This window comes from Rhizobium sp. NLR22b (assembly GCF_019685295.1).
Classification (GTDB): domain Bacteria; phylum Pseudomonadota; class Alphaproteobacteria; order Rhizobiales; family Rhizobiaceae; genus Rhizobium.
The window spans coordinates 1-21,341 of record NZ_JABDWM010000022.1 but is presented as its reverse complement, the minus strand read 5'-3'; the positions used below and the strand labels follow the sequence as shown (position 1 = coordinate 21,341).

Genomic DNA, 21,341 nt, shown 5'->3' with positions numbered 1-21,341 from the left:
TGAAGTGCAAATGCTGCGCATTCCGCCATGCCAGTTGCGGGACTAGGGTTCGATGGCTCCCTTTCAAGGAGCTTGAACATGGAGGTCCTGTTGAAACCGATCATTGCAGAACAGGGGGAGGCAGTCGCCGAACGCCCCTATTCCGTCCGCTGGGGACTCGCCAGCCTTTGCCTTTCGATGCTGCTGCCATCGCTCGGCACCAGCATCGCCAATATTGGTCTGCCGGCCCTGGCGCAAGCTTTCGGCGGCTCCTTCCAGGAGGTGCAGTGGATCGTGCTGGCCTATCTTCTTGCCATCACCACCCTCATCGTCAGCGTCGGGCGGCTTGGCGACATGACCGGCCGCAGACGGCTTCTGCTCATCGGCATCCTGCTCTTTACGCTGGCCTCCGTCATCTGCGGGGTTGCGCCGGCGCTCTGGCTGATGATCGCCGGGCGGGCGCTGCAGGGTCTCGGCGCAGCGATCATGATGGCCCTCACCATGGCTTTTGTCGGCGAAACGGTGCCGAAGGCGAGGACCGGCAGCGCCATGGGGCTGCTCGCAACCATGTCGGCGATCGGCACTGCTCTCGGCCCGTCGCTGGGCGGCGCTCTGATTGCCGGGTTCGGCTGGCCCGCGATCTTTCTCGTCAACGTGCCGCTCGGCATCGTTGCCTTCACCCTCGCCTATTGTTTTCTGCCTGCCGACGTCAACATGGGGAAGATGAAGCGCGCCGGTTTCGACATGGCAGGCACCTTGCTGCTTGCCCTGGCGCTCTTCGCCTATGCGCTGGCGATGACGACCGGGCGGGGCAGCTTTGGAATGCTGAATCTCTCCCTGCTGGCGGCGGCTTTTTTCGGGGCCGGTCTCTTCGTCTTCGCCGAGAGGAAAGCCTCATCACCACTGATCCGGCCGGCGGTGTTTCGCAATGCAGCGCTGAGCGCAAGCCTGGTCATGAACGCGCTCATCTCGACGGTGATGATGGCGACGCTGGTGGTCGGCCCGTTTTATCTCTCCCGTGCGCTCGGGCTCAGCGAGGCCGCCGTTGGCGCCGTCATGTCGATTGGCCCCGTCATCTCCATCCTTGCTGGAGTCCCGGCCGGTCGCCTGGTCGATCGTCTGGACGCGCCGTTCGTGATCGCGGCAGGCCTCATCGCGATGGCCGCTGGCGCCATCGCACTCGCCATGCTTCCGGAATGATCGGCTACATCGCCGCCATCGCCATCCTGACGCCCGGCTATCAGCTGTTCCAAGCGGCCAACAACACCGCCGTCATGGCGGATGTCGGCCCTGACCAGCGCGGCGTCATCTCGGGCGCGCTCAGCCTGTCGCGCAATCTCGGGCTGATTACCGGCGCTTCCGTCATGGGTGCGGTATTCGCCCGAGCATCGGGAACATCGGATGTCGCCGTGGCAGGCCCCGAGGCCATTCACTCAGGGATGCAGATCACCTTTGCCGTCGCAGCCATGGCGATCGCCGCAGCACTCGCCATCGCCACCGTGACTTACCGCCGCGGCGGCTGACGCAGAGCGCCGTCGAGACTGAGACCAAGGTCCGATCCGACCCGGACTTCATGCCGATACCAAACCCTCGATCGCTGCAATAGGTTTTCGTGGCGGGACGAATCTGCGGAGTTTAGCGGTGACCAAAATCTTCGTTGTGGGGTTGATACTGACGCCGGTTATTTTCTGGGGTTCCATCGGCGCGCTGATATATTCGATGTTGTCGTGAGCGGATGTTTTCTGACCGAGCTTGCCGATCAATTCGGGAGCTGTGCTCTTGTTCATCGGCTCGGAACAAGCCCGTCAAGCAGGAAGTCCAGGCCTTTCCTGAAAACGCCGTCCCAGTCATTGTCCATCAGCAGACGAGCACGCTCGATCGTCGGATATTCTTCGCTGAAATGAGCAAGACGCTGCTGCCCGGCGAGCATGTCTTCGTCCGAAAGGTCGAAGTTCGCACGAGTGATGGTCGCGCCCATAACATAATTCCAGAGCGACCATATCGCACCGTTCAAATCCGCCTCCTCGACACCGGCTCCGGATAAGACCCTGCCCAGCAGTTCCAGGCGACCGAGGATGTTCGGGCCGAGCGCCCGGCGCGGCAACAGCGACGCCGACCAGGGATGGTGCAGCATGCTGGCGCGCCAGTCTTCAAGCATGTGAAAGACCGCCTGACGCCAGTCCGGCGATTCGATCGTTTGCGATGGTCCACGATATTCGAGCACCGAGTCGAGCGCGAGATCAAAAACCTCCTCTTTGTTGGCGACGTGCCAATAAAGGCTCATCGCGCCCGAGCCGAGGCGATCGGCCAGCCGACGCATTTTCAATCCGTCGACACCTTCGGCGTCCAGCAGTTCAACCGCGCTCGCTACGATCCGGTCGAGCGAAAGAGGCGGTTCCTGTGCGGAGGGGACCGGGGCAGCTTTCCGGTGAGGCCGTTTATCCTGAGTGCCGTCGCGTTTGGCTGCCATGTGTCTTTCCTAAAAAGATCGGGTCATCGATTTAAGCCGGCGCAGCGACGGATGTCGATCCTCTCCAGTTGACTCGTACAATGTACGATGCGATGGAATCGTACGCTGTACGAGTCGCTCGGTTGCGGAAGAGTTAAAGGCGCAATCCAGCAGGCGGCGAGGGTCGTTCCTCGCAGTCCTCACGCCGGAAAGGACATCATGTCACATGCAATCAAACATCTGCTTATCGGAGGGCTGATCATCATGACCACAGGAATTCCCAACGCGACGACGGCGAATGAGGGTGACCTCAAGCTGACCATCGTCAATCCAAAAAACCTCCACGATCCGACGCCGAATGGCTATAGCACGGCGGTGATCGTCCCCCGCGGCGCCCGGTTGGCCTACATCTCCGGACAGGGTGGCCAGGACAGCACGGGAGCCTTGTCGCCGGACTTCGCCGTTCAGGTGAAGCAGGCCTACGCAAATTTGCGCAGTGCGCTTGATGGGCTCGGGGCAAGGCCGGATCAGGTCGCCAAACTGACGATCTTCGTGGTCGATCACGATCTGTCCAAGCTCGAGGTGCTGACGAGGAACGTCAAAGACATGTTTGGCGACGCACTCCCGGCCCAGACCCTTGTCCCCGTTCCCAAACTTGCAATCGATCCGATGCTGTTCGAAGTCGAAGCCGTCGTCATGCTTGAATAGTGGCTGCGACTGATCCGGCCGGCTGGTCTGATGGAGAAAATTGCAGGTGGCGGAAGAGGTGGGATTCGAACCCACGGTACGGTTTCCCGCACGCCGGTTTTCAAGACCGGTTCCTTAAACCACTCGGACACTCTTCCAAGTATTTGGGAAGCCTGAAGAAAGCCAGTTTCGGTCTTTCCGGTGGATCGGTGGTTTCTGCCGATTTGCTGCCCATTCACTCACAGGCCGGCTTTTTAGCAGCTTTGATGGCAGCGTCAACTTGTTCTGCAGCGAAGCGGCTTTGACAGCCGCTTCTCTGCCGCCGTCAGACCAGGACGGTGAAGTTGTCAAATGCGAGTTGCGGAAAGCCCGTCGGCTCGACGTCGGGTTGAATATCGAATCGGACAAAATCGACCGCTCCCAAGGCTGCCAGAGAGATATGCTGGCCATCGGCGATGGTGTCACCATAGACCGTCAGCGACATCTCACTCACCTTGTTGCCACCGACATAACCCTCGAAGGTTACGAGGGCGTCGACACCTTCATAGGCGGGGTCGAAATTGGTTGCGACATCGACGCCCTCTATCGTGAAGAGCTTGCCGTCAACGCGTTCGAAAAACGGATTGTAGGGATTGGTGACGACGTACTCGTTGCCGCCGGATTCGGCGACCGTCCAAAGGTTGCCATCGAGTTTGTCGCCAAATTTGAATCCTGCATAACCGGAGGCGACGTCAGGCAGCCCGGGATATTCCGTGGGAGCATTCTCGAAATCGATGGAATACTGTCCTTGCGGAGGAGTGTGGACTCCGATGTTGAGGCTGCCGACATCCGTGCCGCCTTTTCCATCGGAGATCTTGAATGAAAAATTCTCGCCGAAGATCCCGCCGGGCTCAAGCGCGCTCGGATCATTGACCGTGTAACTATAGCTGCCGTTGCTCCAGATCGTCAGCGTTCCGTGCTCACCCGCGATGGTAAGATATCCCGGCTCGCCCGCCTTGTTAGGAATTCTCATTCCGTTGACGAACTGAACCTGAAGCAGATCGCCGTCGGAATCCGAGGCGTTGTCGAGAAGGTTTCCTTCGATGGCCTCCGCTGGTGCGTAGTCGTGGACCGACACGTCAGGCACTATTGGTTTGTGATTTGCCATGGCTCGTCTCCTAAAGATGAGCGTGGAAAGGACGTCAGGCTGCGACCCGAACGCTGCAAATAAACTTTCTACTCCCCTTTGAGTCAAGCAACAAACTACACGCCCTAAGGGAGTGATGGCCGATGCCGTTGCTGTGAAGGACACCTAAACAAGAGAGCAAAAGCCAATCTACTGCCTTGGGATGAAGGCTGCAGTTGCAGCCGGCGTCCGGAGAACAGCTGCTGCTGTCGTCGGTGTCTCGATCCGGTACTTCCCGACCTCTAGAATCCCTCCAACATTTACCATGTGCCCCGCATCGGCACGCCGATTTCGGCTCTCATTGCAATAGCGAGAGGGCAGGGCAGCAGGCCTTGTGTTTGCAATTCATTAACCATAATTATTGGAATTGTCGCTATCGCTGCGAAATCGTTCGTATATTTGCCATGAACTCACCAAGATTAAAGTCTCGTTAGGTGGGCGGGGATAAGGCGTTGTTGACCCAGGATGGGGCAGAGTTCCTTAACCATAACGATCTTTGAGCGGCGTGGGGCACATGAAACTGGAATACGGGGCGTCTTTCGCAACGACAGCACGGTGGCTGGCGATATCGGCGATGTGTGCGACGGTTGCGGCGTGCGGCACGACACAGGCCGTGCCGAAGAAAAGAGCCCACGGCAAGGAATATTTCTCTGAATCCGAATATGGCGTGAAAGCCAGCCCCCGCGTCGCCACCGGCAACAATATCCCGAAGGGCGGCGGCCGCTACATGGTCGGCAACCCCTATGAGGTGAAGGGCAAGTGGTACTATCCGAAGGAAGACTTTGCCTATAACAAGGTCGGCGTCGCCTCCTGGTACGGCTCAGCCTTTCACGGACGCCTGACGGCGAATGGTGAAGTCTACGACCAGATGCATCTTTCTGCCGCGCATCCGACGTTCCCGCTGCCGAGCTACGCCCGCGTCACCAATCTCGAGAACGGCTCCTCCATCGTCGTCCGCGTCAACGATCGCGGCCCCTATCACGAGGGCCGCATCATCGACCTTTCCAACAAGACGGCCGACATGCTGGATCTGCAGCACAGCGGCACCGGCAAGGTGCGCGTGCAATATGTCGGCCGCGCCCGCATGGACGGCCATGACATGCCCTATCTGATGGCCTCCTACGTGCCGAAGGGCAGCCGCATCCCCGGCGTCAATCCGGAAGGGCAGATCGCATCCGGCGTGATGGTCGCCTCCAACAGCCGCAAGATCACCCGCGATCAGCTGCAGAACGCGGAAGACTACGAGACGCCGGCGAATGTGCCGGTGCCGTTGTCGGCGACCTCCTATGCGGGTTCGACGCCGAGCGCACGCTACAATGCGGCGCCCGGCCTTGCGCCGGCAGCCCATGTTCTGGTGGCGCCTTCAGCTGCTTCCTCCAATGCCACGCCAGGCGTCGATCGGATGGTCGTGCTGCCGGAGATCGGTCCGATGCCCTATGAGCGGCCCTATGGCGGTTCGCAACACTCCCTAGCGCTCGGCTACCAGAACGAGGCGGTAAAGACGGTGACGGTCGATCTCGCCTTCGACGCGGTGATGGTGCGCAATGACGGGCTGACGCAGGCCTCGATCCTTGCCTCGGCCAAGCGCCAGCAGGCAAAATCGGCAGCGCATTGAGCATGGCGATTGCGTCGAATTTCGCCGCGCTCTAACCTTCTCAAAACGCCATTGACCGATGGGAGTTGCGATGCTGAGGCCCGTGCTTCGCCTGCTTGCATGCCTGATGCCGCTCGCCGCCGGCGCACACGCCGCCGACGGGGGCGCTGCCGGTTTCGCCACCAAGGCAGCGCAGGCCTATATGATCGAGGCCTCCACCGGCACGGTGCTTCTCGCCAAGAATGAGGATCAGAGCTTTTCGCCGGCTTCGCTCGCCAAGCTGATGACGATGGATCTGGTCTTCGATGCCGTGACCAAGGGCCAGATCACGCTCGATACCGAATATCCCGTTTCCGAATATGCCTGGCGCACCGGCGGCGCGCCGTCGCGGACAGCAACGATGTTTGCCGCTCTCAAATCACGCGTGCGCGTCGAGGATCTGATCAAGGGTGTCGCGATCCAGGGCGCCAATGACAGCTGCATCATCCTCGCCGAGGGGATGGCCGGAAGCGAGCAGCAATTCGCGCAGTCGATGATCCGCCGCGCCCGCGAGCTCGGCATGGAGAAAGCGGTGTTCGGCAATTCCACCGGCCTTCCGGACGGCAAGAGCAAAGTGACGGCGCGTGAGATGGTGACGCTTGCCGCCGCTCTCCAGCAGTCCTATCCCAATCTCTATCCTTACTTTGCGCAGCTGGATTTCGAATGGAACAAGATCTTCCAGCGCAACCGCAATCCGCTGCTCGGGCTCGATCTCGGCGCCGACGGGCTTGCGACCGGCTTTGCCGAGGGAGAAGGTTATTCGATCGTCGCATCGGTCCAGCGCGACGGCCGGCGGCTATTTCTGGCGCTTGCCGGCATCGCTTCCGACAAGGAACGGACGGAGGAGGCCAAACGCGTGCTCGAATGGGGGCTGACGGCCTTCGAGAGCCGTCAGATCTTCACCGAGCATGAAGTGATTGGCGCGGCCAGCGTCTATGGCGGCTCGGCGCCCACCGTCGATCTCGTCGCCAAAGTGCCGGTCAGTGTCTATATTCCGATCAGCAACCCCGACCGGCTTTCGGCGCGCGTCGTCTATCGCTGGCCGCTGACGGCGCCCGTAAAGCCGGATTATCAGGCCGGCACGCTCAGGATTTTCGCCGGTAGCCGGCTGCTCAGGGAGGTGCCGCTCTATACCGCGCAGGCGGTCGGGGAGGGCTCGCTCAGCAGCCGGGCGGTCGACGCCATGCTGGAACTCGGCGAATCGCTGTTCTTCTCCTGGCTCTGGGACAAGTCCGCTGGCGGCTGAACGTGTTATGCCCATCGCGAGCCCAAGATCAGGCTCTTGCGGATAGCGCTTCCTTTCCCGCATACCGTTGCCGCACAGTCATGTTCCAGACTTGAATGCCTGACCTTCTGATACAATTTGCCGGGGAAGGTGATTGTGTCGCCGCCGCGAAAGGTTTTCCTTCCCGATGTCTTCGGATAGATAGAAGAGGCGGGGCGCCCGTGCGTGCGGCGTCCGGAATGCGGGAAGTTGTCATTGTCATCCGGTACGGGACTGTTCGTTACGTTTGAGGGCGGGGAAGGCGCGGGGAAATCGACGCAGATCCGCCGCCTCGCCGAGGCGTTGAAAGGCGAAGGGCATGAAGTGCTGGTGACACGGGAACCGGGCGGATCGCCGGGCGCGGAGGCCGTCCGCCACGTGCTTCTGTCGGGCGCTGCCGAGGCCTTCGGCACCCGGATGGAGGCCATCCTCTTTGCGGCAGCCCGCAACGATCATGTCGAAGAGGTGATCCGGCCGGCCCTGACATCAGGCAAGATCGTGCTCTGCGACCGCTTCATGGATTCCTCGCGTGTCTACCAGGGCATCACCGGCAATCTCGAGCCCGATTTCATCGAGACGCTGCAGCGGATCGCCATCAACGGCGTCATGCCGGATTGCACCTTGATACTGGATATTCCCGCGAAGATCGGCCTGGAGCGGGCGCAGAAACGCAGCGCTTCGGAAGGTCCCGATCGCTTCGAAAAGGAGCGGCTCGAAACGCACGAAAAACGACGCGAAGCCTTTCTCGATATCGCCGCCCACGAGCCGGAGCGCTGCCACGTGGTCGACGCCATGCAGACGGAAGAGGCGATCGCCGCCGAAATCCTGGCGATCGTCAAGCGGCTGATGTCGCCCCCAGACCGCGCTCGGATGCCGGAAGCAGCCCATTATGAGTGAAGATCGGCCGGGACTGCTGGACGGCGCCATCTGGCCCGCCGAAAATACCAGGCTGTTTGGCCATGAGGAGGCGGAATCCTTCCTTGCCCAGTCCTACCGATCCGGCAAGGGCCATCACGCCATCCTGATCGAAGGGCCGGAGGGCATCGGTAAGGCGACGCTCGCCTTCCGCTTCGCCAACCACGTGCTCTCGCATCCCGATCCCGACGCGGCGCCGGAGAAGATCGCCGATCCGGATCCCGCCTCGGCGGTCAGCCGGCAGATCGCCTCCGGCGCCTCGCACAACCTCCTGCATCTCGCCCGGCCGGTGGACGAAAAGACGGGCAGGGTGAAATCGGCGATCACCGTCGACGAGGTGCGCCGCGCCGGCAAGTTCTTTTCGCAGACCTCAGGCACCGGCAACTGGCGAATCGTCATCATCGACCCGGCTGACGACATGAACCGCAATGCGGCCAATGCCATTCTGAAGATCCTCGAGGAGCCGCCGAAGCGGGCGCTGTTTCTGGTGCTTTCGCACGCACCCGGGCGGTTGTTGCCGACGATCCGCTCGCGCTGCCTGCCGCTGAAACTAGCGCCGCTTGCCGACGAAGGACTCGTTGCCGCCCTTGCCCATCTCGGCATAGCAGGCGAGGGCAGTGTGCTTTCGGCGGCCAAGGGCAGCGTCGGCGAAGCCTTGAAGCTCTTGAACTATGGCGGCAGCGAAATCATCGCCGGTTATGACGAGGTGCTTTCCGCCGAGGGGCCAGCCGCCCGCAAGGCGATGCACCGGCTGGCCGAGGCGCTCTCGGGCAAGGAAAGCGATACGATTTTCGATTTCTTCGTCAGCCACGTCGGCGACGACATCATGAGCCGCGCTCGCGCGGCGGCAGGCGAGGGACAGATCGCCACGGCCGAACGGCTGGCACGGCTCTACTCGGAGGTTACCGAGCGACTTACCGTCTCCGATGCCTATAATCTCGACCGCAAGCAGACGATCATCAGTATCCTCGCCGATATCAAGCAGCCAAGATTCTAGCGGATCAGCCGGCCAGCAGCTTCCACGCGACGAGCGCAAGGGTGACGGCTAGGACAATGCGAATGATGCGTTCGTGCAGCCTCGGCGCCAGAAGGCTTCCCAGAATGATGCCGGGAATCGAGCCGACGAGCAGGGCAAGGAGCATCGCCCAGTCGATCTCACCAATCAGCCAATAGCCGGTGCCGCCGATCAGGGTCAGGGGTACGGCGTGGACGATATCGGAGCCAACGATCTCGCGCACATCAAGCCTCGGATAGAGCACGAGCAGGATCGTCACACCGAGCGCACCGGCGCCAACCGAAGTCAAGGTGACAAGCACGCCGAGACAGAATCCGAGAATGACGGTGAGGGCAAGAATGGTCGTCGGCCGCGGCGGGTTGCGTCCGCCGATGGCGCGGCGCGCCAATTGAAGGATCGGGCCGCGAAAGATCAGCATGATCGCAGTCATGACGAGAAGCCAACCGAGGGCTGATGTAATGGTGTTGGTCACGCCGATGCTCTTGCGATCGACACCTGCCAGCAGCCAGAGCATCAGCAAGGCGGCCGGGACGCTGCCGGCGGCGAGACTGCCGACGATCTTCCAGTTGACGCGCCCATGCATGCCGTGAACGGCGGTGCCCGCCGTCTTGGTGATCGCCGCATAGAGAAGATCGGTGCCGACGGCAGTTGCCGGATGGACGCCGAAGAGCAGCACCAGCAGGGGTGTCATCAACGAGCCGCCGCCAACGCCGGTAATGCCGACGAGGGCGCCTACAAACAGTCCCGAAATTGAATAGAGAGGCTCGAATGTCAAGCAAGCGCCTCCGACGGCGCCTGGCCACGGGGATTGTGGTAGGTGAAAACTGGCACTTCGTTCGGTCCCGCCTCTCTTTGTGACGACCGGTAAATTGCGTGCGGGACGGAGTCAAGCTCACGACCACGTGTCCTGGAAATCATGGACGGCAGCGAAACTTGATGTTTCGCTTGACGGTGACATGCGCTAAGAGCGGCTGACCATTGATAGAATAAGCCGGACCTTGGCCGCCATGACAGACAAAAAACCCTTCTACATCACCACCGCGATTTCCTATCCGAACGGCAAGCCGCATATCGGCCACGCCTATGAACTGATCGCGACCGATGCAATGGCGCGCTACCAGCGCCTGGACGGCAGGGATGTCTTCTTTCTGACGGGCACCGACGAACACGGCCAGAAGATGCAGCAGACGGCGCGCGCCGAGGGAATCTCCGCGCAGGCGCTCGCCGACCGCAACTCCGGCGAATTCGAGGCAATGGCGAAGCTGCTCAACGCCTCCAACGATGACTTCATCCGCACCACGCAGGAGCGTCATCACGAGACGTCGCGGAATATCTGGAAGCTGATGGCCGACAATGGCGACATCTACAAGGACAGCTATGCCGGCTGGTATTCGGTGCGCGACGAGGCCTATTACCAGGAAAGCGAGACGGATCTGCGCGCCGACGGCGTGCGTTACGGCCCGCAAGGCACGCCCGTCGAATGGGTGGAAGAGGCAAGCTATTTCTTTAAGCTCTCCGAATACCAAGACAGGCTGCTTGCCCACTACGAGGCCAATCCCGATTTCATCGGTCCGGCCGAACGCCGCAACGAGGTGATCTCCTTCGTCAAGTCGGGCCTCAAGGACCTGTCGGTCTCGCGCACGACCTTCGATTGGGGCATCAAGGTGCCGAACGACCCTGCGCATGTCATGTATGTCTGGGTGGACGCGCTGACCAACTACATCACGGCGACGGGCTATATCGAGGACAAGAATGGTCCGAGGGCGAAGTACTGGCCGGCCGATGTGCACATCATCGGCAAGGACATCATCCGCTTCCACGCGGTCTATTGGCCGGCCTTCCTGATGTCGGCGAAGCTGCCGCTGCCGAAACGCGTTTTCGCCCACGGCTTTCTGCTCAACAAGGGCGAGAAGATGTCGAAGTCGCTCGGCAACGTCGTCGATCCGGTCAATCTGGTGAACCATTTCGGGCTCGATCAGGTGCGCTACTTCTTCCTGCGCGAAGTCTCCTTCGGTCAGGACGGCAGCTATAGCGAAGAGGCGATCGGCACGCGCATCAATTCCGATCTCGCCAACGGCATCGGCAACCTCGCCAGCCGGTCGCTGTCGATGATCGTCAAGAATTGCGACGGCAAGATCCCGGAATGCGGGGCGCTGACCGACGAGGACAAGGCGATGCTGGCCCAGGCCGACGCGCTGCATGCATCGACGCGCGAGGACATGAGCAAGCAGCTCATCCATCGCGCGCTCGCCTCGATCATTGCAGTCGTTTCGGAGGCCGACCGCTATTTCGCCGGCCAGGCGCCCTGGGCGCTGAAGAAGACGGATCCGGCGCGGATGGGCACGGTGCTCTACGTCACGGCCGAGGTGGTGCGCCAGATCGCCATCCTGCTGCAGCCCTTCATGCCGGAATCGTCGGGCAAGCTGCTCAATCTCGTCGCCGCGCCTGCCGACAAGCGCGATTTCGCCGCGCTTGGCGAGGCTGGCCGTCTTGTTGCCGGGACGGCCCTCGAAGCGCCGACGCCGGTCTTCCCGCGCTATGTGGCTCCGGAGGCCTGAGGCCGTGCTGATCGATACCCATTGCCATCTCGATTTTGCCGACTTCGAAGCGGAGCGGGACGAAATTGTCACGCGCGCCCACCAAGCTGGCGTCAAGCAGATGGTGACTATTTCGACGCGCGTGCGCAAGCTCGACGGGCTGCTCGCCATCACCGAGAAATATCCGTCGGTATTCTGCTCCGTCGGCACGCATCCGAACAATGCCGGCGACGAGCTGGACATCCAGACCGAAGACCTGGTGCGCCTGGCGAAGGCGCATGAGAAAGTGGTGGCGATCGGCGAGGCGGGCCTCGATTATTTCTACGACACGCAGACACCTGAAGACCAGCAGACCGGCTTTCGCCGCCATATTGCCGCCGCTCGGGAAACCCAGCTTCCGCTGGTCATCCACAGCCGCAGCGCCGATGCCGACATGGCTGACATCCTGACCGAGGAAACGGGGAAGGGGGGCTTTCCCTTCATCCTGCATTGCTTCTCGGCAGGACCGGATCTGGCGCGCACTGGTGTCGAACTCGGCGGCTACATCTCTTTCTCCGGCATTCTGACCTTCCCGAAGTCGGAAGAGCTGCGTGAGATCGCCAAGACGATCCCGCATGAGCGGCTGCTGGTGGAAACGGACGCGCCCTATCTCGCGCCGAAGCGCTGGCGCGGCAAGCGCAACGAGCCGTCCTATGTCGTCAACACGGCCGAAGTGCTCGCCGAGACGATCGGCCTTTCCTATGCGGACACCGCACGGATCACGACGGAGAACGCTTTGCGCCTGTTCTCGAAAATGCCAAGGATTTAGCAGGTGCTCTATCGGCGGCGCTTCACCATTCTCGGCTGTTCGTCGTCACCGGGCGTGCCGCGTATCACTGGCGACTGGGGCGCCTGCAATCCCGACAACCCTAGGAATCGGCGCACACGCGCCTCGTTCATGGTGCAGCAATTCGCTCCTGATGGCGGTGTGACGACCGTCGTCATCGACACCGGGCCGGATTTTCGCGAGCAGATGATCAGGGCGGGAGCCGACCATGTCGATGCCGTGCTCTACAGCCATCCGCATGCCGATCATATCCATGGCATAGATGATCTGCGCGGCTATTTTCACAATACGCGCCGGCGAGTGCCGATCTACGCCGACCAATTTACGATGGACAGGCTGCGTGAAGCCTTCGGTTATTGCCTGGAGACGCCGCCGGGCAGCAACTATCCGCCGATCGTGCTGCCTGTCGTCATCGAAAATCTCAACGAACCCGTCGAAATCCGCGGCCCCGGCGGCAAGATCGATTTTTTTCCGCATATCCAGCAGCATGGCGATATCAATTCGCTCGGCTTCCGCATCGGCGATGTAGCCTATTGCAGCGATATCAGCGATTTCCCGCCCCAGACCGTCGAGAAACTGCAAAATCTCGATGTGCTGATCATCGACGCCCTGCAGTACACCTATCATCCAAGCCATCTGTCGCTGGAACAGTCGCTCGACTGGATCGGCCGGCTGAAGCCGAAACGGGCGATTCTCACCCATATGCATACGCCGCTGGATTATGACGCGGTGATGGCGCAGACGCCGGACCACGTGGTGCCGGCGTTTGATCAGATGAGCTTCGAGACGGAGTTTTTCGCTTAACCCAGCGCTGCAGCGTGCTTACACGCGCGCGGCAGGATCGGGGACTGAGCCCCGACCCTGGCACAGGTCACTGCATATAGGGAAGGACCTCGACGGCGCCGCGGTAGATCATGTCGAGCGAGACGTAGAGGATGATCAGCAGACCAATATAAGCGATCCAGCGATGGCGGCCGAGCAGCCGGGCGATCAGGTTTGCGGCAATACCCATCAGTGCGATTGACAGGGCGAGGCCGATGACCAGGACGCTCGGATGTTCACGCGCAGCACCGGCAACGGCGAGCACGTTGTCGAGCGACATCGAAACGTCGGCAATGACGATCTGGGTTGCCGCCTGGAAGAAGGTCTTTTTCGGCGCGCCTTCGCCGCTTTCCGCTACGCGATCCTCGTTATGGCCGTCGCGAAGCTCGCGCCACATCTTCCAGCAGACCCAAAGCAGCAGCAGACCGCCGGCCAGCAGCAGGCCGACGATCGCCAGCAGATAGACGGCGACACTGGCAAAGAGAATACGCAGGACCGTTGCGGCAAGAATGCCGACGATGATCGCCTTGCGCCGTTGCGTGGCCTCGAGGCCGGCAGCGGCAAGACCGATGACCACAGCGTTGTCGCCGGCGAGAACAAGGTCGATAGCAATGACCTGCAGCAAAGCCGTCAGACCGGCTGCCGTGAAGATGTCCATATGAAATGTCCCCAATGCGTCGAAAGCCGTGCTAGCGTCTCGATGGTTTGACGTCAACCGCCGAAGGCTGCAACAGACGGTGCGATTCACCGCCTGGTGTATCTGAAAAAGGACAGGCGGCAACGTTATGGAACTGCCATGGAATGCCGCCGATCCGTCCCACTGCCGTGGAACATTCATCTCGGCTGCCGGTTCTTCAAGTCAGAAACCAGGCGTCGGGTCCGACGGCTGGAACAAGACATCGAGAGGAGCGTTCCGTGAGCAACATTCACCACGATACGAACCCGGGTTCTTCAGGCCCGATGGGCGGCGGCAGTCTTACCGCATTTTTCGACAGCCGGAACGAAGCCGAATCTGCGATCTCCCGTCTCGAGGACGCAGGTGTGCCGGTCGCGAGGATCAGATTGATGCCGGGCTATGAAGCGGATGGAAGGAATGCCGGCGCCATAAGCGACGACCGCAGCGGCTTCTTCGACGCGCTGGCCGACTTCTTCTTCCCGGATGAAGATCGCGCGATGTATGCAGAAGGGCTGCGGCGAGGCGGCTTCCTGGTTCAAGTCAACGATATCGACGACGCGCTCTATGAGACCGTTCACGATATTCTCGACGATGAGGGCAGCATCGACATTGATGAGCGGGCAGATCTCTGGTTATCGGAAAGCGGCCGCGAAGGCGGATCCAATACCGGTTTTGCCGGCACAGCCCGTGGCGGCAGAGCCGCGGACGACCTGGCCGTGTCCGAAAGCGCGTTCGAAGATGAAACGCGACCGGTCGCGATGCGCGACACCACGCATGGAAGCGCCAAGGTCCGCGCCTATACCTCTCCCGGGGTCGGCTCGCCATCGACCGATGCCGATCGGCAAACGCAGACGCAAGGCGGATCGAACCAGAGTCAGGGATTCCGACGCGATCACTGATGTCCAGTTCCAGGCATGAGAGCCGGCGACGTTCGCTCTAGCTCATATTCGAAGGAGACGTCCATGCAATCCTCCATCAATCGCGACGGTTTCTTTCCGCCGGATCCCGATGAGCTGGTCGCGGAAGGCGAGCCGCCCTTTGCCGATGCCGCCAGCGCAACCGCGCGTGAGAAGGCCGAGCACGATCTCGACCTCCTGCAGCACGAAGTGAGGCTGTTGCGCGCCCGGCTCGGCATTTTGCGCGAAGATGCGGAATCGGCGCTGAAAGCCCAGGCAAACCTGATAGACGCAAGCGCCCATGTCCAGCTCGGCAGTTATCCCTGGGCAAAGCTCGCCTTGGCCACGGGCGCGGCGTTCATCGCCGCCAGAATCGTTCGCAGCCTTCCGTTCGGCGTTTTGCTGGCCGGATTTGCCGGCCAGCTCTCCGAGACGAGACGGTGGTGAATGGCTGACCATCCGATACGCTCGGTCATCCGACAACTCGGAGAGAGCGATTTGCGGCCCGCGATCCGACTGCGGGCCGCACTTCGCAGCTGTTGCCCCAGATTCATTCCTGACATTACCAACCGTCGCCGGCACTGTGCCGCAGGGAGTCTGCAGGCCGGGGAGGGCGCCCCGATGATACGTCACCGAGACAAGGATCGGCAATGATCGTAGCTGGGCAACGATCAGCCTGCCTCGGCCAGACTGGTTCGTCGATTGACGTTGATGGCGTGACACTTCACAAAGTGCCAAGCCTCTACAGCACAAGCGGCACCGTCCCGGGGAACACGATCACATGCGCAGCAACGACGACCGCCACCGCTTGCGGAAGATATTCACAGTCCTGACGGTCGTGTTTTCCACGCTGCTGCCAATCGGTATTAATCCTGCTTCCCCGGCCGAGTCATCCGGATCCTCAGCGCCGATCCGCGTCATCATCGAATTGCCGAATGACGATTCCGGTCGCGCTCTGGTCGATCGGATCGTTCCCGGCAATCAGGAGCCCACGCGGCCAGTCGCCGTCTCACCGGCGCCAGCACCGCCGTCGATCGCGACCTCACTGCAGGATTTGCGCCAGCGCTTGCTCTCGCTCGTCAACGCAGTTCCAACCCTTCCGGGACAGATCCAGGCGGCGATCCGGCTCTTCCAGACAGACAATCGTATAGACCCTGTCGGTCTGATGCTGGCGGTCACACTCTTCGTAGCTGGCGGATTTCTCGCGCAGCGCATCGCCTGGTGGTCGGGGCGAGGGCTTCTTCATTTTATACTGACCGCACCTGCCGACACGGTCCGGCAGCGGATCAAACTGCACGCCGGGCGGCTGTCAATGGGGCTTCTCGCATTGATCGGCTACCTCATCGGAAGCCTCGGCGCCTTTATCCTTTTTCCATGGCCCGCTGTGTTTCGCGATGTTGCGCTCATTCTGCTGTCAGCTGCGCTCATGGTGCGCCTCGGCGTGCTGGCGGGCCGCATTGTGATCGCGCCGGGCGCCCGCCTGCCGCATATGCGGCTTGTGACCCTTGTGACGTCGCTTGCGTGGTTCTGGTACTACTGGCTCCTTGCAACGGCCGCGCTGTTAGCAACCGGCTGGGCCACCATCGAAGTGATTCAGACGATCGGGGCTTCAGCCATATTGGTCGATCTTTTTACCGCGGCATGGCTCGCGGTCGTCTCGATCGCGCTGATCGCGATGATCTGGCTGCGGCAGTTTCGTTCCGACGGGCCGCCGGTGAACCGGCTGATCAGCGTCGGCTTCAGCGCAGGCATCATTCTCTCGTGGCTGTTCTGGGTGTCGGGACTGCGTGCTGCATTCTGGACGGTGATCGTCATTGCGCTTCTGCCGCTGACGGTATCGGTAACGCGCGATATCACTCGGCGCATCATTATGAATTCGCAGGATGAGCGTGCGGTGGAGGATCCGGCCATCTTGGGATGGTCGGTCGTTATCATGCAGACGTTGCGCAACGGCCTTATCGTGGTTGCCGCGCTGCTCATCGCCCGCTCGTGGGATGTCAATCTCGGTGATCTTGCCGCAGCCGAAACGATGACCACACGTCTGATCCGCGCGGGAATCCGAATCGTGATCGTCTTGCTGGTGACCGACGTCATCTGGAAGCTCGTCAGCACTCTGATCGACACGCAGATGGAAGTGGCGTCGAGAAGCGTGAATGCAGGCCACCAGGAGGGGCCAGAGGCGCGCCGTCGTCAGCGGTTGAATACGCTTCTTCCCATTCTTCGCAACGTGCTGTTCCTCGCGATCGGCGCTGTCGGCTTTCTGATGATCCTGGATGCTGTCGGCATTCAGATCGGGCCGCTGCTTGCGGGCGCCGGTGTCGTCGGCATAGCCGTCGGCTTCGGTGCGCAAACGCTCGTCAAGGACATTATCTCCGGTGTCTTTTATCTGTTCGACGATGCCTTTCGGATTGGAGAATATATCCAGGCGGCAAAATACAAAGGTACTGTCGAAGGATTTTCGTTGCGATCGATCCGCTTGCGACACCACCGCGGTCCTGTCACCATCGTTCCATTCGGCGAACTCGGCGCGGTGCAAAATCTGAGCCGCGACTGGGTGATCGACATCATCACGCTTACACTGAACTACGACAGCGACCTCGAGGAGGTTCGCAAGACCATCAAGCGCATCGGCGTCGAGCTTCTGGACGATGCTGAGCTCGGGCCCCACATCATCGAGCCCTTGAAAATGCAGGGCATCGAGCAGATGGCGGACTATGGCGTGCAGATAAGGCTGAAATTCATGGCAAAACCGGGCGAGCAGTTTGGCGTCCGCCGAAAGGCGCTTGCCATGCTGAAGAAGACCTTCGCCGAAAAGGGCATCCAGTTTGCAACACCGACGGTACATGTCTCCGGCGGAACGGCCGATGCAGCGTCATCCGCTGCCGCGTCGGAGCTGCAGAGACCACCAAAACCCGTCTTGCCGATTGAGGAGTGACAACCCGCAATTGGGCTCCATCCCCTTGACCGACGGCGCTATATTGCTGATTGAATATGTCGAGAAGGTCTGCCCCTGGCGATCCCAATTGGCACCGGAGCAACTTGGACGCTGACAATCGGATGCTGACAGTCACGTCTACATTCAGCTACGTCCTCAAGCGGCAATTGTGTCGAGCGTTTCGGCGCGGCAGGCGATAGCATCTGAGGCAGCGTTTTTGGGCAAGGATGTCCAAAAGTGCCTCCTGAAGGCGAAAGCGGGTTGGCGAAACGGCTGTCTTGGCCGTCCACTCGCTCGTTTTCGCTGATTTGCGCGCTGAAATCAATCACTTCCGATAAGCAGTACTTATCGGAAAGCCAGGAGCAACCTGGAGCATCATAGGTAGTGACGAACTGCCATCCAGAACCTTCTGCGACCCATCTCGGACGCCGGCATCGCGCTGGCCCGTCTCGACGAGCGGGTTGCACGACGCCACCAAAGATACTCGCACCCCGACCCACGAGCTGACCATCGCCCGCGACGTTCTGAAAACCCGCCGACGCATTGCAGCGCAGCCGTCCGGCTGGGCGCTGTCGGCGGCATCTCCTCGGGATGTACGGTGTCGAGTAACGCGAAATTACGTCGCCATATCTTCGCCAGATGTCGGCTCCCGACCTTGACCCGAGGCGCCTTCTCAAGATCATGTTCGACGCCGCCGTCGCGGCGGCGGACCTGATCGAGGGAATCCGTCGGCATCTCCCAGCGACGAAGCGATTCCGGTGGAGGCACGGTGGTGTTAGTCCGAGGAGCCGTAACGGGGTGAGGGGTGCGGCAGCTGGATAGGTGGCTTCAGTTGAGCGTCTGCAGGGTGGTCTCCCTGCACGTCACTCGCAAGTGCCCGAGATCTCGCATATCGAGCTTGTCCCATGGAACCGCTTTTTTGCTGCCGGATTTTTCCGCCCCTATCGCGGTCAGTAGCGCGCGACCGATGGCAAGCGCCGACAGCCGCTCAAAGAAACTGTAGGCGCCGAGGTGATATTCGACGACATAGAGGTCCGCGCCGCGCGCTTCAGCCTTGACCTCTTCCACACGGCCAACGGCCTTGCCGTCAACGTCGTAGACCTGTTTTCCCAGCAGCAGTTCGAGTCGAACCTCGTTCATGATTGCCCTCCCGGGATCCACATAATAATGTGGCGCTTCAGCCAATCCTGACACTGCTCCAATGGCGTCTCGCGACGATCCACATTCACTTCGATGTCGATCCCAACGTCTCTCACTTTTGCCCAGGGCACGCGGAAAGCCGTGATGTTATCATCTTTGCCAGCCGCTCGGTAAAGCCAAAGTAGGAAGCGATGCGGCCGGCGGCCCATCCGTCGCGACAGCGTCACACCGCCCATTTCGATGAACGCGACTTTGGGAGCGTCGCCGTCAGAAAGGCTGAGGACGACGCCGTCTGCCTTACCGATTCGATTTTGTTCCTTGTCGACCATTTGCTTGTCAAGGACGTCGCGGATCAAAAGCATATTATCCTCCTAAGATCTGCAGGGGAAGGGTTATCAGGGCGACGATGAACGACAAGCCGATAATGACCAACACGGCGGTATTGCTGATCCATCCATTACGGTGCTTTCCAACAAAATTGCGATCGTTCATCAAAAACAGAAACGGAATCACGCCGAAGGGCAATGCCAACGCAGTGATCGCCATTGAAAAAATCGTCAGTTGCAGGGGATCGACGCCAACCGCGATCGGCAGGACTGCGATGCCGATGAAGCCTGTATAGACAAGCGCGAATGCCGGATCGGTGCGGGGCTTGGCATCTTCCGACCAATTCCAACCAAAACCCTGGGCAACCAGGTACGCCTGGCCAAGGCTTGCTTCGAGCGCGGCGCCAAAGCAGCTGATTCCGAGCGATGCGGCGAAAAGGTAAAAACCCCATTTTCCCAACGCTGGGGTCAATATCGGCGCAATCTGGTCATATCCTTGGATGTCGGTGATGCCGCGCGGCGGAAAGACGAGTGCCGCCACGATCAGGATTGACGCTGCAATGACGGCGCCAAAGCTCATCCCAACCGTCGCGATCACCCGATTAACGCCAAGGAAGCTCTTATCCCACTTTTCCTCGATCGCGCCTGACGAGTAAAACAAGAACAGAAACGGGGCTATCACGGCTCCGAGAATGCTGACAGCAATGAAACCATAGTGCAGCGGCTCTTTTTCGGGCAGCGTCGGCACCAGCCCTTTTGCCACCTCCAGCCAGGGCGGATCCATGACAAACGCACCCACCACGAAGCATACTGCCACCAAGCCCATGACGGCCACACCATCTTCGATCATGCCGAATGTGCCCTTCCAGAGCAGAAGCCATACGGTCAGGGCGACCGGCAATGCCCACCACTGAAAGCCGGCACCGCTAACAAACTGCAGTGCCAGCGCAATCCCACCAAGTTCTGAGGCGAGGACGAGCAGATTGACGATCGAGATTATCAACAAAGTGACCAGGAAGTAATTCGCTCCAAAACGTTCCCTCATACCATCGGCAACGGTGTGATGGCTTGCAATGGCAAATCGACCCGACATTTCAATCAGGAAAATCAGACAGACAGTGCCGACGACAATGGGCCAAAGCAGGCTGAACCCATAGGCCGCTCCCGCCTGGCTCGATGTTGCGATCTGGCCTGTTTCGATAAATCCCCCGACGCTGGTGACTATCCCCAGCGAAATCTGAAGCAGCTTTTTCATCCGCCGGCACCAGGGAGTTTACGCTGGTCGACCTCGTAGCGATGAAGCTCAACAAGATTTTGATGGGCCTGCTCGAAACGCCCATGTCCGATCTCGTCGTGCGCCGCGGCGATCAATCCATTGAGCCTGACGACAGCCGCTCTCGCTTGGTCATATCTCGGGGTTTGCGGCAGTTGCGATGAAAGATGCGATATTTCCCTGTGGCATCGTTGCACGGCAAGATCGGTGAAGCCTTCCGGAACACGTCCGCCAAGGCGGGCATCGAGGATCATCTCGGCGCTGGCGCTCCACATGAGGATTTCCTGCACTTGCCTGCGAGACTGCTCATCCTCGTTCGAACAGGAGACGAGTGACAGCAATAGAACCGTAGACAACGCTCTATTCGACCACCGCGAACTTCGTTTCAATGTTCTTCCTGGAGCGATGCGAACGTGACCTTGGCCTGCATGTGCCGTATCGCCGGGCAGTGCGACGTCGCGAGATTTCGGTGCTCGTCTGTCGCGAGTAGAGGAGGTGCGCGCCGGGAAAATCTGGGCCAAGATGCGCTCCGTGCGAAGAATGCGCCGAAATGACGGTTTGAGTTACCAATCAACCGTTTAAGATCATTTTAGTTCCGCCTCATGCGAGGGAGCGGTTCTGTTCGCATACATCATTCGGTTCCATAATCTACCTTATGCAATTTTGGTGTGTAGCGGGGGCACATTCTATCTCGAACTGCAACAAAGGCGCTAAGCTGCCTGCTTTTCGGGAGCCATGGTTTGATCCGTACCTTTTCGCATTTGAGTTTTGACGAACGCCGATCGATTTCCAGGATGTTGGAT

General features: G+C 60.4%; 20 protein-coding genes, 1 tRNA gene and 2 pseudogenes. 13 read left to right on the top strand and 10 right to left on the bottom strand.

All coding sequences use genetic code 11. From position 1 onward, the window contains the following. Positions 1-90: 90 nt before the first annotated feature. Positions 91-1,502: pseudogene (locus tag HJC00_RS27770) on the top strand (MFS transporter). A gap of 48 nt (positions 1,503-1,550) precedes the next feature. Here the strand turns inward: HJC00_RS27770 and HJC00_RS27765 are convergent. Together HJC00_RS27765 and HJC00_RS27760 are read right to left on the bottom strand one after the other, a co-directional pair. Continuing rightward, a complete protein-coding gene (locus HJC00_RS27765) occupies positions 1,551-1,766 on the bottom strand; it encodes a hypothetical protein (protein WP_221164961.1) in 216 nt (71 codons plus the stop codon). Next, positions 1,763-2,449, bottom strand: coding sequence for a TetR/AcrR family transcriptional regulator (locus HJC00_RS27760; RefSeq protein WP_221164960.1), 687 nt, complete (start codon positions 2,447-2,449; stop codon positions 1,763-1,765). Before HJC00_RS27760 ends, HJC00_RS27765 begins: the two co-directional genes overlap by 4 nt. 198 nt (positions 2,450-2,647) lie before the next feature. Here HJC00_RS27760 and HJC00_RS27755 point away from each other — a divergent pair, with 198 nt between their 5' ends. Then, the gene (locus tag HJC00_RS27755) at positions 2,648-3,136 is read left to right on the top strand and encodes a RidA family protein (RefSeq protein WP_210631270.1); all 489 of its coding nucleotides are present in this window, start codon (positions 2,648-2,650) and stop codon (positions 3,134-3,136) included. A gap of 47 nt (positions 3,137-3,183) precedes the next feature. Here HJC00_RS27755 and HJC00_RS27750 read toward each other — a convergent pair. Beyond that, positions 3,184-3,273 (bottom strand) — tRNA-Ser (locus tag HJC00_RS27750). Between the two features lie 167 nt (positions 3,274-3,440). Next, positions 3,441-4,262: an Ig-like domain-containing protein gene (locus tag HJC00_RS27745; protein ID WP_210631313.1), complete on the bottom strand. Its 822-nt coding sequence runs from the start codon at positions 4,260-4,262 to the stop codon at positions 3,441-3,443. A 532-nt stretch (positions 4,263-4,794) separates the two neighbouring features. On the opposite strand from HJC00_RS27745, the gene HJC00_RS27740 reads away from it, so the two are divergent. The 4 genes from HJC00_RS27740 to HJC00_RS27725 all read left to right on the top strand — a co-directional run bounded on the left by HJC00_RS27740 (position 4,795) and on the right by HJC00_RS27725 (position 9,089). Further along, a complete protein-coding gene (locus tag HJC00_RS27740; RefSeq protein ID WP_221164959.1) occupies positions 4,795-5,895 on the top strand; it encodes a septal ring lytic transglycosylase RlpA family protein in 1,101 nt (366 codons plus the stop codon). A 70-nt stretch (positions 5,896-5,965) separates the two neighbouring features. Continuing rightward, the gene (locus HJC00_RS27735) at positions 5,966-7,159 is read left to right on the top strand and encodes a D-alanyl-D-alanine carboxypeptidase family protein (protein ID WP_210631315.1); all 1,194 of its coding nucleotides are present in this window, start codon (positions 5,966-5,968) and stop codon (positions 7,157-7,159) included. Positions 7,160-7,393: 234 nt separating this feature from the next. Then, complete coding sequence (tmk, locus tag HJC00_RS27730; protein ID WP_210631316.1) at positions 7,394-8,074, top strand: dTMP kinase; 681 nt, start codon at positions 7,394-7,396, stop codon at positions 8,072-8,074. Continuing rightward, on the top strand, positions 8,067-9,089 hold the full coding sequence (locus tag HJC00_RS27725; protein WP_221164958.1) for a DNA polymerase III subunit delta': 1,023 nt from the start codon (positions 8,067-8,069) through the stop codon (positions 9,087-9,089). Before tmk ends, HJC00_RS27725 begins: the two co-directional genes overlap by 8 nt. Before the next feature lie 4 nt (positions 9,090-9,093). Here the strand turns inward: HJC00_RS27725 and HJC00_RS27720 are convergent, their stop codons facing one another. Continuing rightward, positions 9,094-9,882: a sulfite exporter TauE/SafE family protein gene (locus HJC00_RS27720; RefSeq protein WP_210631318.1), complete on the bottom strand. Its 789-nt coding sequence runs from the start codon at positions 9,880-9,882 to the stop codon at positions 9,094-9,096. A gap of 232 nt (positions 9,883-10,114) precedes the next feature. Here HJC00_RS27720 and metG point away from each other — a divergent pair, with 232 nt between their 5' ends. Genes metG through HJC00_RS27705 form a run of 3 tightly spaced genes read left to right on the top strand, consistent with a single transcriptional unit; the run spans position 10,115 to position 13,274 of the window. Beyond that, positions 10,115-11,665, top strand: coding sequence for a methionine--tRNA ligase (gene metG / locus HJC00_RS27715; RefSeq protein WP_221164957.1), 1,551 nt, complete (start codon positions 10,115-10,117; stop codon positions 11,663-11,665). A gap of 4 nt (positions 11,666-11,669) precedes the next feature. Continuing rightward, positions 11,670-12,452, top strand: a complete 783-nt coding sequence (locus tag HJC00_RS27710) for a TatD family hydrolase (protein WP_210631320.1) — start codon at positions 11,670-11,672, stop codon at positions 12,450-12,452. Positions 12,453-12,455: 3 nt separating this feature from the next. Continuing rightward, entirely contained in the window at positions 12,456-13,274 is an 819-nt protein-coding gene (locus HJC00_RS27705) for an MBL fold metallo-hydrolase (RefSeq protein ID WP_210631321.1), read from the top strand. Positions 13,275-13,341: 67 nt separating this feature from the next. Here the strand turns inward: HJC00_RS27705 and HJC00_RS27700 are convergent, their stop codons facing one another. Further along, positions 13,342-13,950 (bottom strand): TerC family protein, encoded by a 609-nt coding sequence (locus tag HJC00_RS27700; protein WP_064802665.1) that lies wholly within the window; start codon positions 13,948-13,950, stop codon positions 13,342-13,344. Between the two features lie 257 nt (positions 13,951-14,207). On the opposite strand from HJC00_RS27700, the gene HJC00_RS27695 reads away from it, so the two are divergent. The 4 genes and pseudogenes from HJC00_RS27695 to HJC00_RS33210 all read left to right on the top strand — a co-directional run. Then, a complete protein-coding gene (locus HJC00_RS27695; RefSeq protein ID WP_210631322.1) occupies positions 14,208-14,867 on the top strand; it encodes a hypothetical protein in 660 nt (219 codons plus the stop codon). Between the two features lie 63 nt (positions 14,868-14,930). Beyond that, the gene (locus HJC00_RS27690; RefSeq protein ID WP_221147696.1) at positions 14,931-15,311 is read left to right on the top strand and encodes a hypothetical protein; all 381 of its coding nucleotides are present in this window, start codon (positions 14,931-14,933) and stop codon (positions 15,309-15,311) included. A 334-nt stretch (positions 15,312-15,645) separates the two neighbouring features. After that, positions 15,646-17,799, top strand: coding sequence for a mechanosensitive ion channel family protein (locus HJC00_RS27685; RefSeq protein ID WP_221164956.1), 2,154 nt, complete (start codon positions 15,646-15,648; stop codon positions 17,797-17,799). A 409-nt stretch (positions 17,800-18,208) separates the two neighbouring features. Then, positions 18,209-18,398: pseudogene (locus tag HJC00_RS33210) on the top strand (hypothetical protein); the annotation flags it as partial. Between the two features lie 229 nt (positions 18,399-18,627). Here the strand turns inward: HJC00_RS33210 and HJC00_RS27680 are convergent. From HJC00_RS27680 to HJC00_RS27665, 4 genes are read right to left on the bottom strand one after another with little or no spacing between them, the layout of a single operon-like run. After that, positions 18,628-18,939 carry a PRC-barrel domain-containing protein gene (locus HJC00_RS27680; protein ID WP_221164955.1) on the bottom strand — a complete coding sequence of 104 codons (312 nt, stop codon included), beginning with the start codon at positions 18,937-18,939 and terminating at the stop codon, positions 18,628-18,630. Continuing rightward, the gene (locus tag HJC00_RS27675) at positions 18,936-19,301 is read right to left on the bottom strand and encodes a hypothetical protein (RefSeq protein ID WP_210631326.1); all 366 of its coding nucleotides are present in this window, start codon (positions 19,299-19,301) and stop codon (positions 18,936-18,938) included. Before HJC00_RS27675 ends, HJC00_RS27680 begins: the two co-directional genes overlap by 4 nt. 1 nt (position 19,302) lies before the next feature. Continuing rightward, positions 19,303-20,520 carry an Nramp family divalent metal transporter gene (locus tag HJC00_RS27670; protein WP_221164954.1) on the bottom strand — a complete coding sequence of 406 codons (1,218 nt, stop codon included), beginning with the start codon at positions 20,518-20,520 and terminating at the stop codon, positions 19,303-19,305. Then, positions 20,517-21,059, bottom strand: a complete 543-nt coding sequence (locus HJC00_RS27665; RefSeq protein ID WP_221147693.1) for a hypothetical protein — start codon at positions 21,057-21,059, stop codon at positions 20,517-20,519. The genes HJC00_RS27670 and HJC00_RS27665 overlap by 4 nt, the downstream gene beginning before the upstream one ends. Positions 21,060-21,341: the final 282 nt, after the last annotated feature.

Coding starts and splice junctions, on each gene's coding strand:
- HJC00_RS27700 (WP_064802665.1), bottom strand. CDS start 13,950: ATGGACATCTTCACGGCAGCCGGTCTGACGGCTTTGCTGCAGGTCATT.
- HJC00_RS27740 (WP_221164959.1), top strand. CDS start 4,795: ATGAAACTGGAATACGGGGCGTCTTTCGCAACGACAGCACGGTGGCTG.
- HJC00_RS27685 (WP_221164956.1), top strand. CDS start 15,646: ATGCGCAGCAACGACGACCGCCACCGCTTGCGGAAGATATTCACAGTC.
- HJC00_RS27690 (WP_221147696.1), top strand. CDS start 14,931: ATGCAATCCTCCATCAATCGCGACGGTTTCTTTCCGCCGGATCCCGAT.
- metG (WP_221164957.1), top strand. CDS start 10,115: ATGACAGACAAAAAACCCTTCTACATCACCACCGCGATTTCCTATCCG.
- HJC00_RS27765 (WP_221164961.1), bottom strand. CDS start 1,766: ATGAACAAGAGCACAGCTCCCGAATTGATCGGCAAGCTCGGTCAGAAA.
- HJC00_RS27725 (WP_221164958.1), top strand. CDS start 8,067: ATGAGTGAAGATCGGCCGGGACTGCTGGACGGCGCCATCTGGCCCGCC.
- HJC00_RS27670 (WP_221164954.1), bottom strand. CDS start 20,520: ATGAAAAAGCTGCTTCAGATTTCGCTGGGGATAGTCACCAGCGTCGGG.
- HJC00_RS27680 (WP_221164955.1), bottom strand. CDS start 18,939: ATGAACGAGGTTCGACTCGAACTGCTGCTGGGAAAACAGGTCTACGAC.
- HJC00_RS27760 (WP_221164960.1), bottom strand. CDS start 2,449: ATGGCAGCCAAACGCGACGGCACTCAGGATAAACGGCCTCACCGGAAA.
- HJC00_RS27675 (WP_210631326.1), bottom strand. CDS start 19,301: ATGCTTTTGATCCGCGACGTCCTTGACAAGCAAATGGTCGACAAGGAA.
- HJC00_RS27745 (WP_210631313.1), bottom strand. CDS start 4,262: ATGGCAAATCACAAACCAATAGTGCCTGACGTGTCGGTCCACGACTAC.
- HJC00_RS27735 (WP_210631315.1), top strand. CDS start 5,966: ATGCTGAGGCCCGTGCTTCGCCTGCTTGCATGCCTGATGCCGCTCGCC.
- HJC00_RS27755 (WP_210631270.1), top strand. CDS start 2,648: ATGTCACATGCAATCAAACATCTGCTTATCGGAGGGCTGATCATCATG.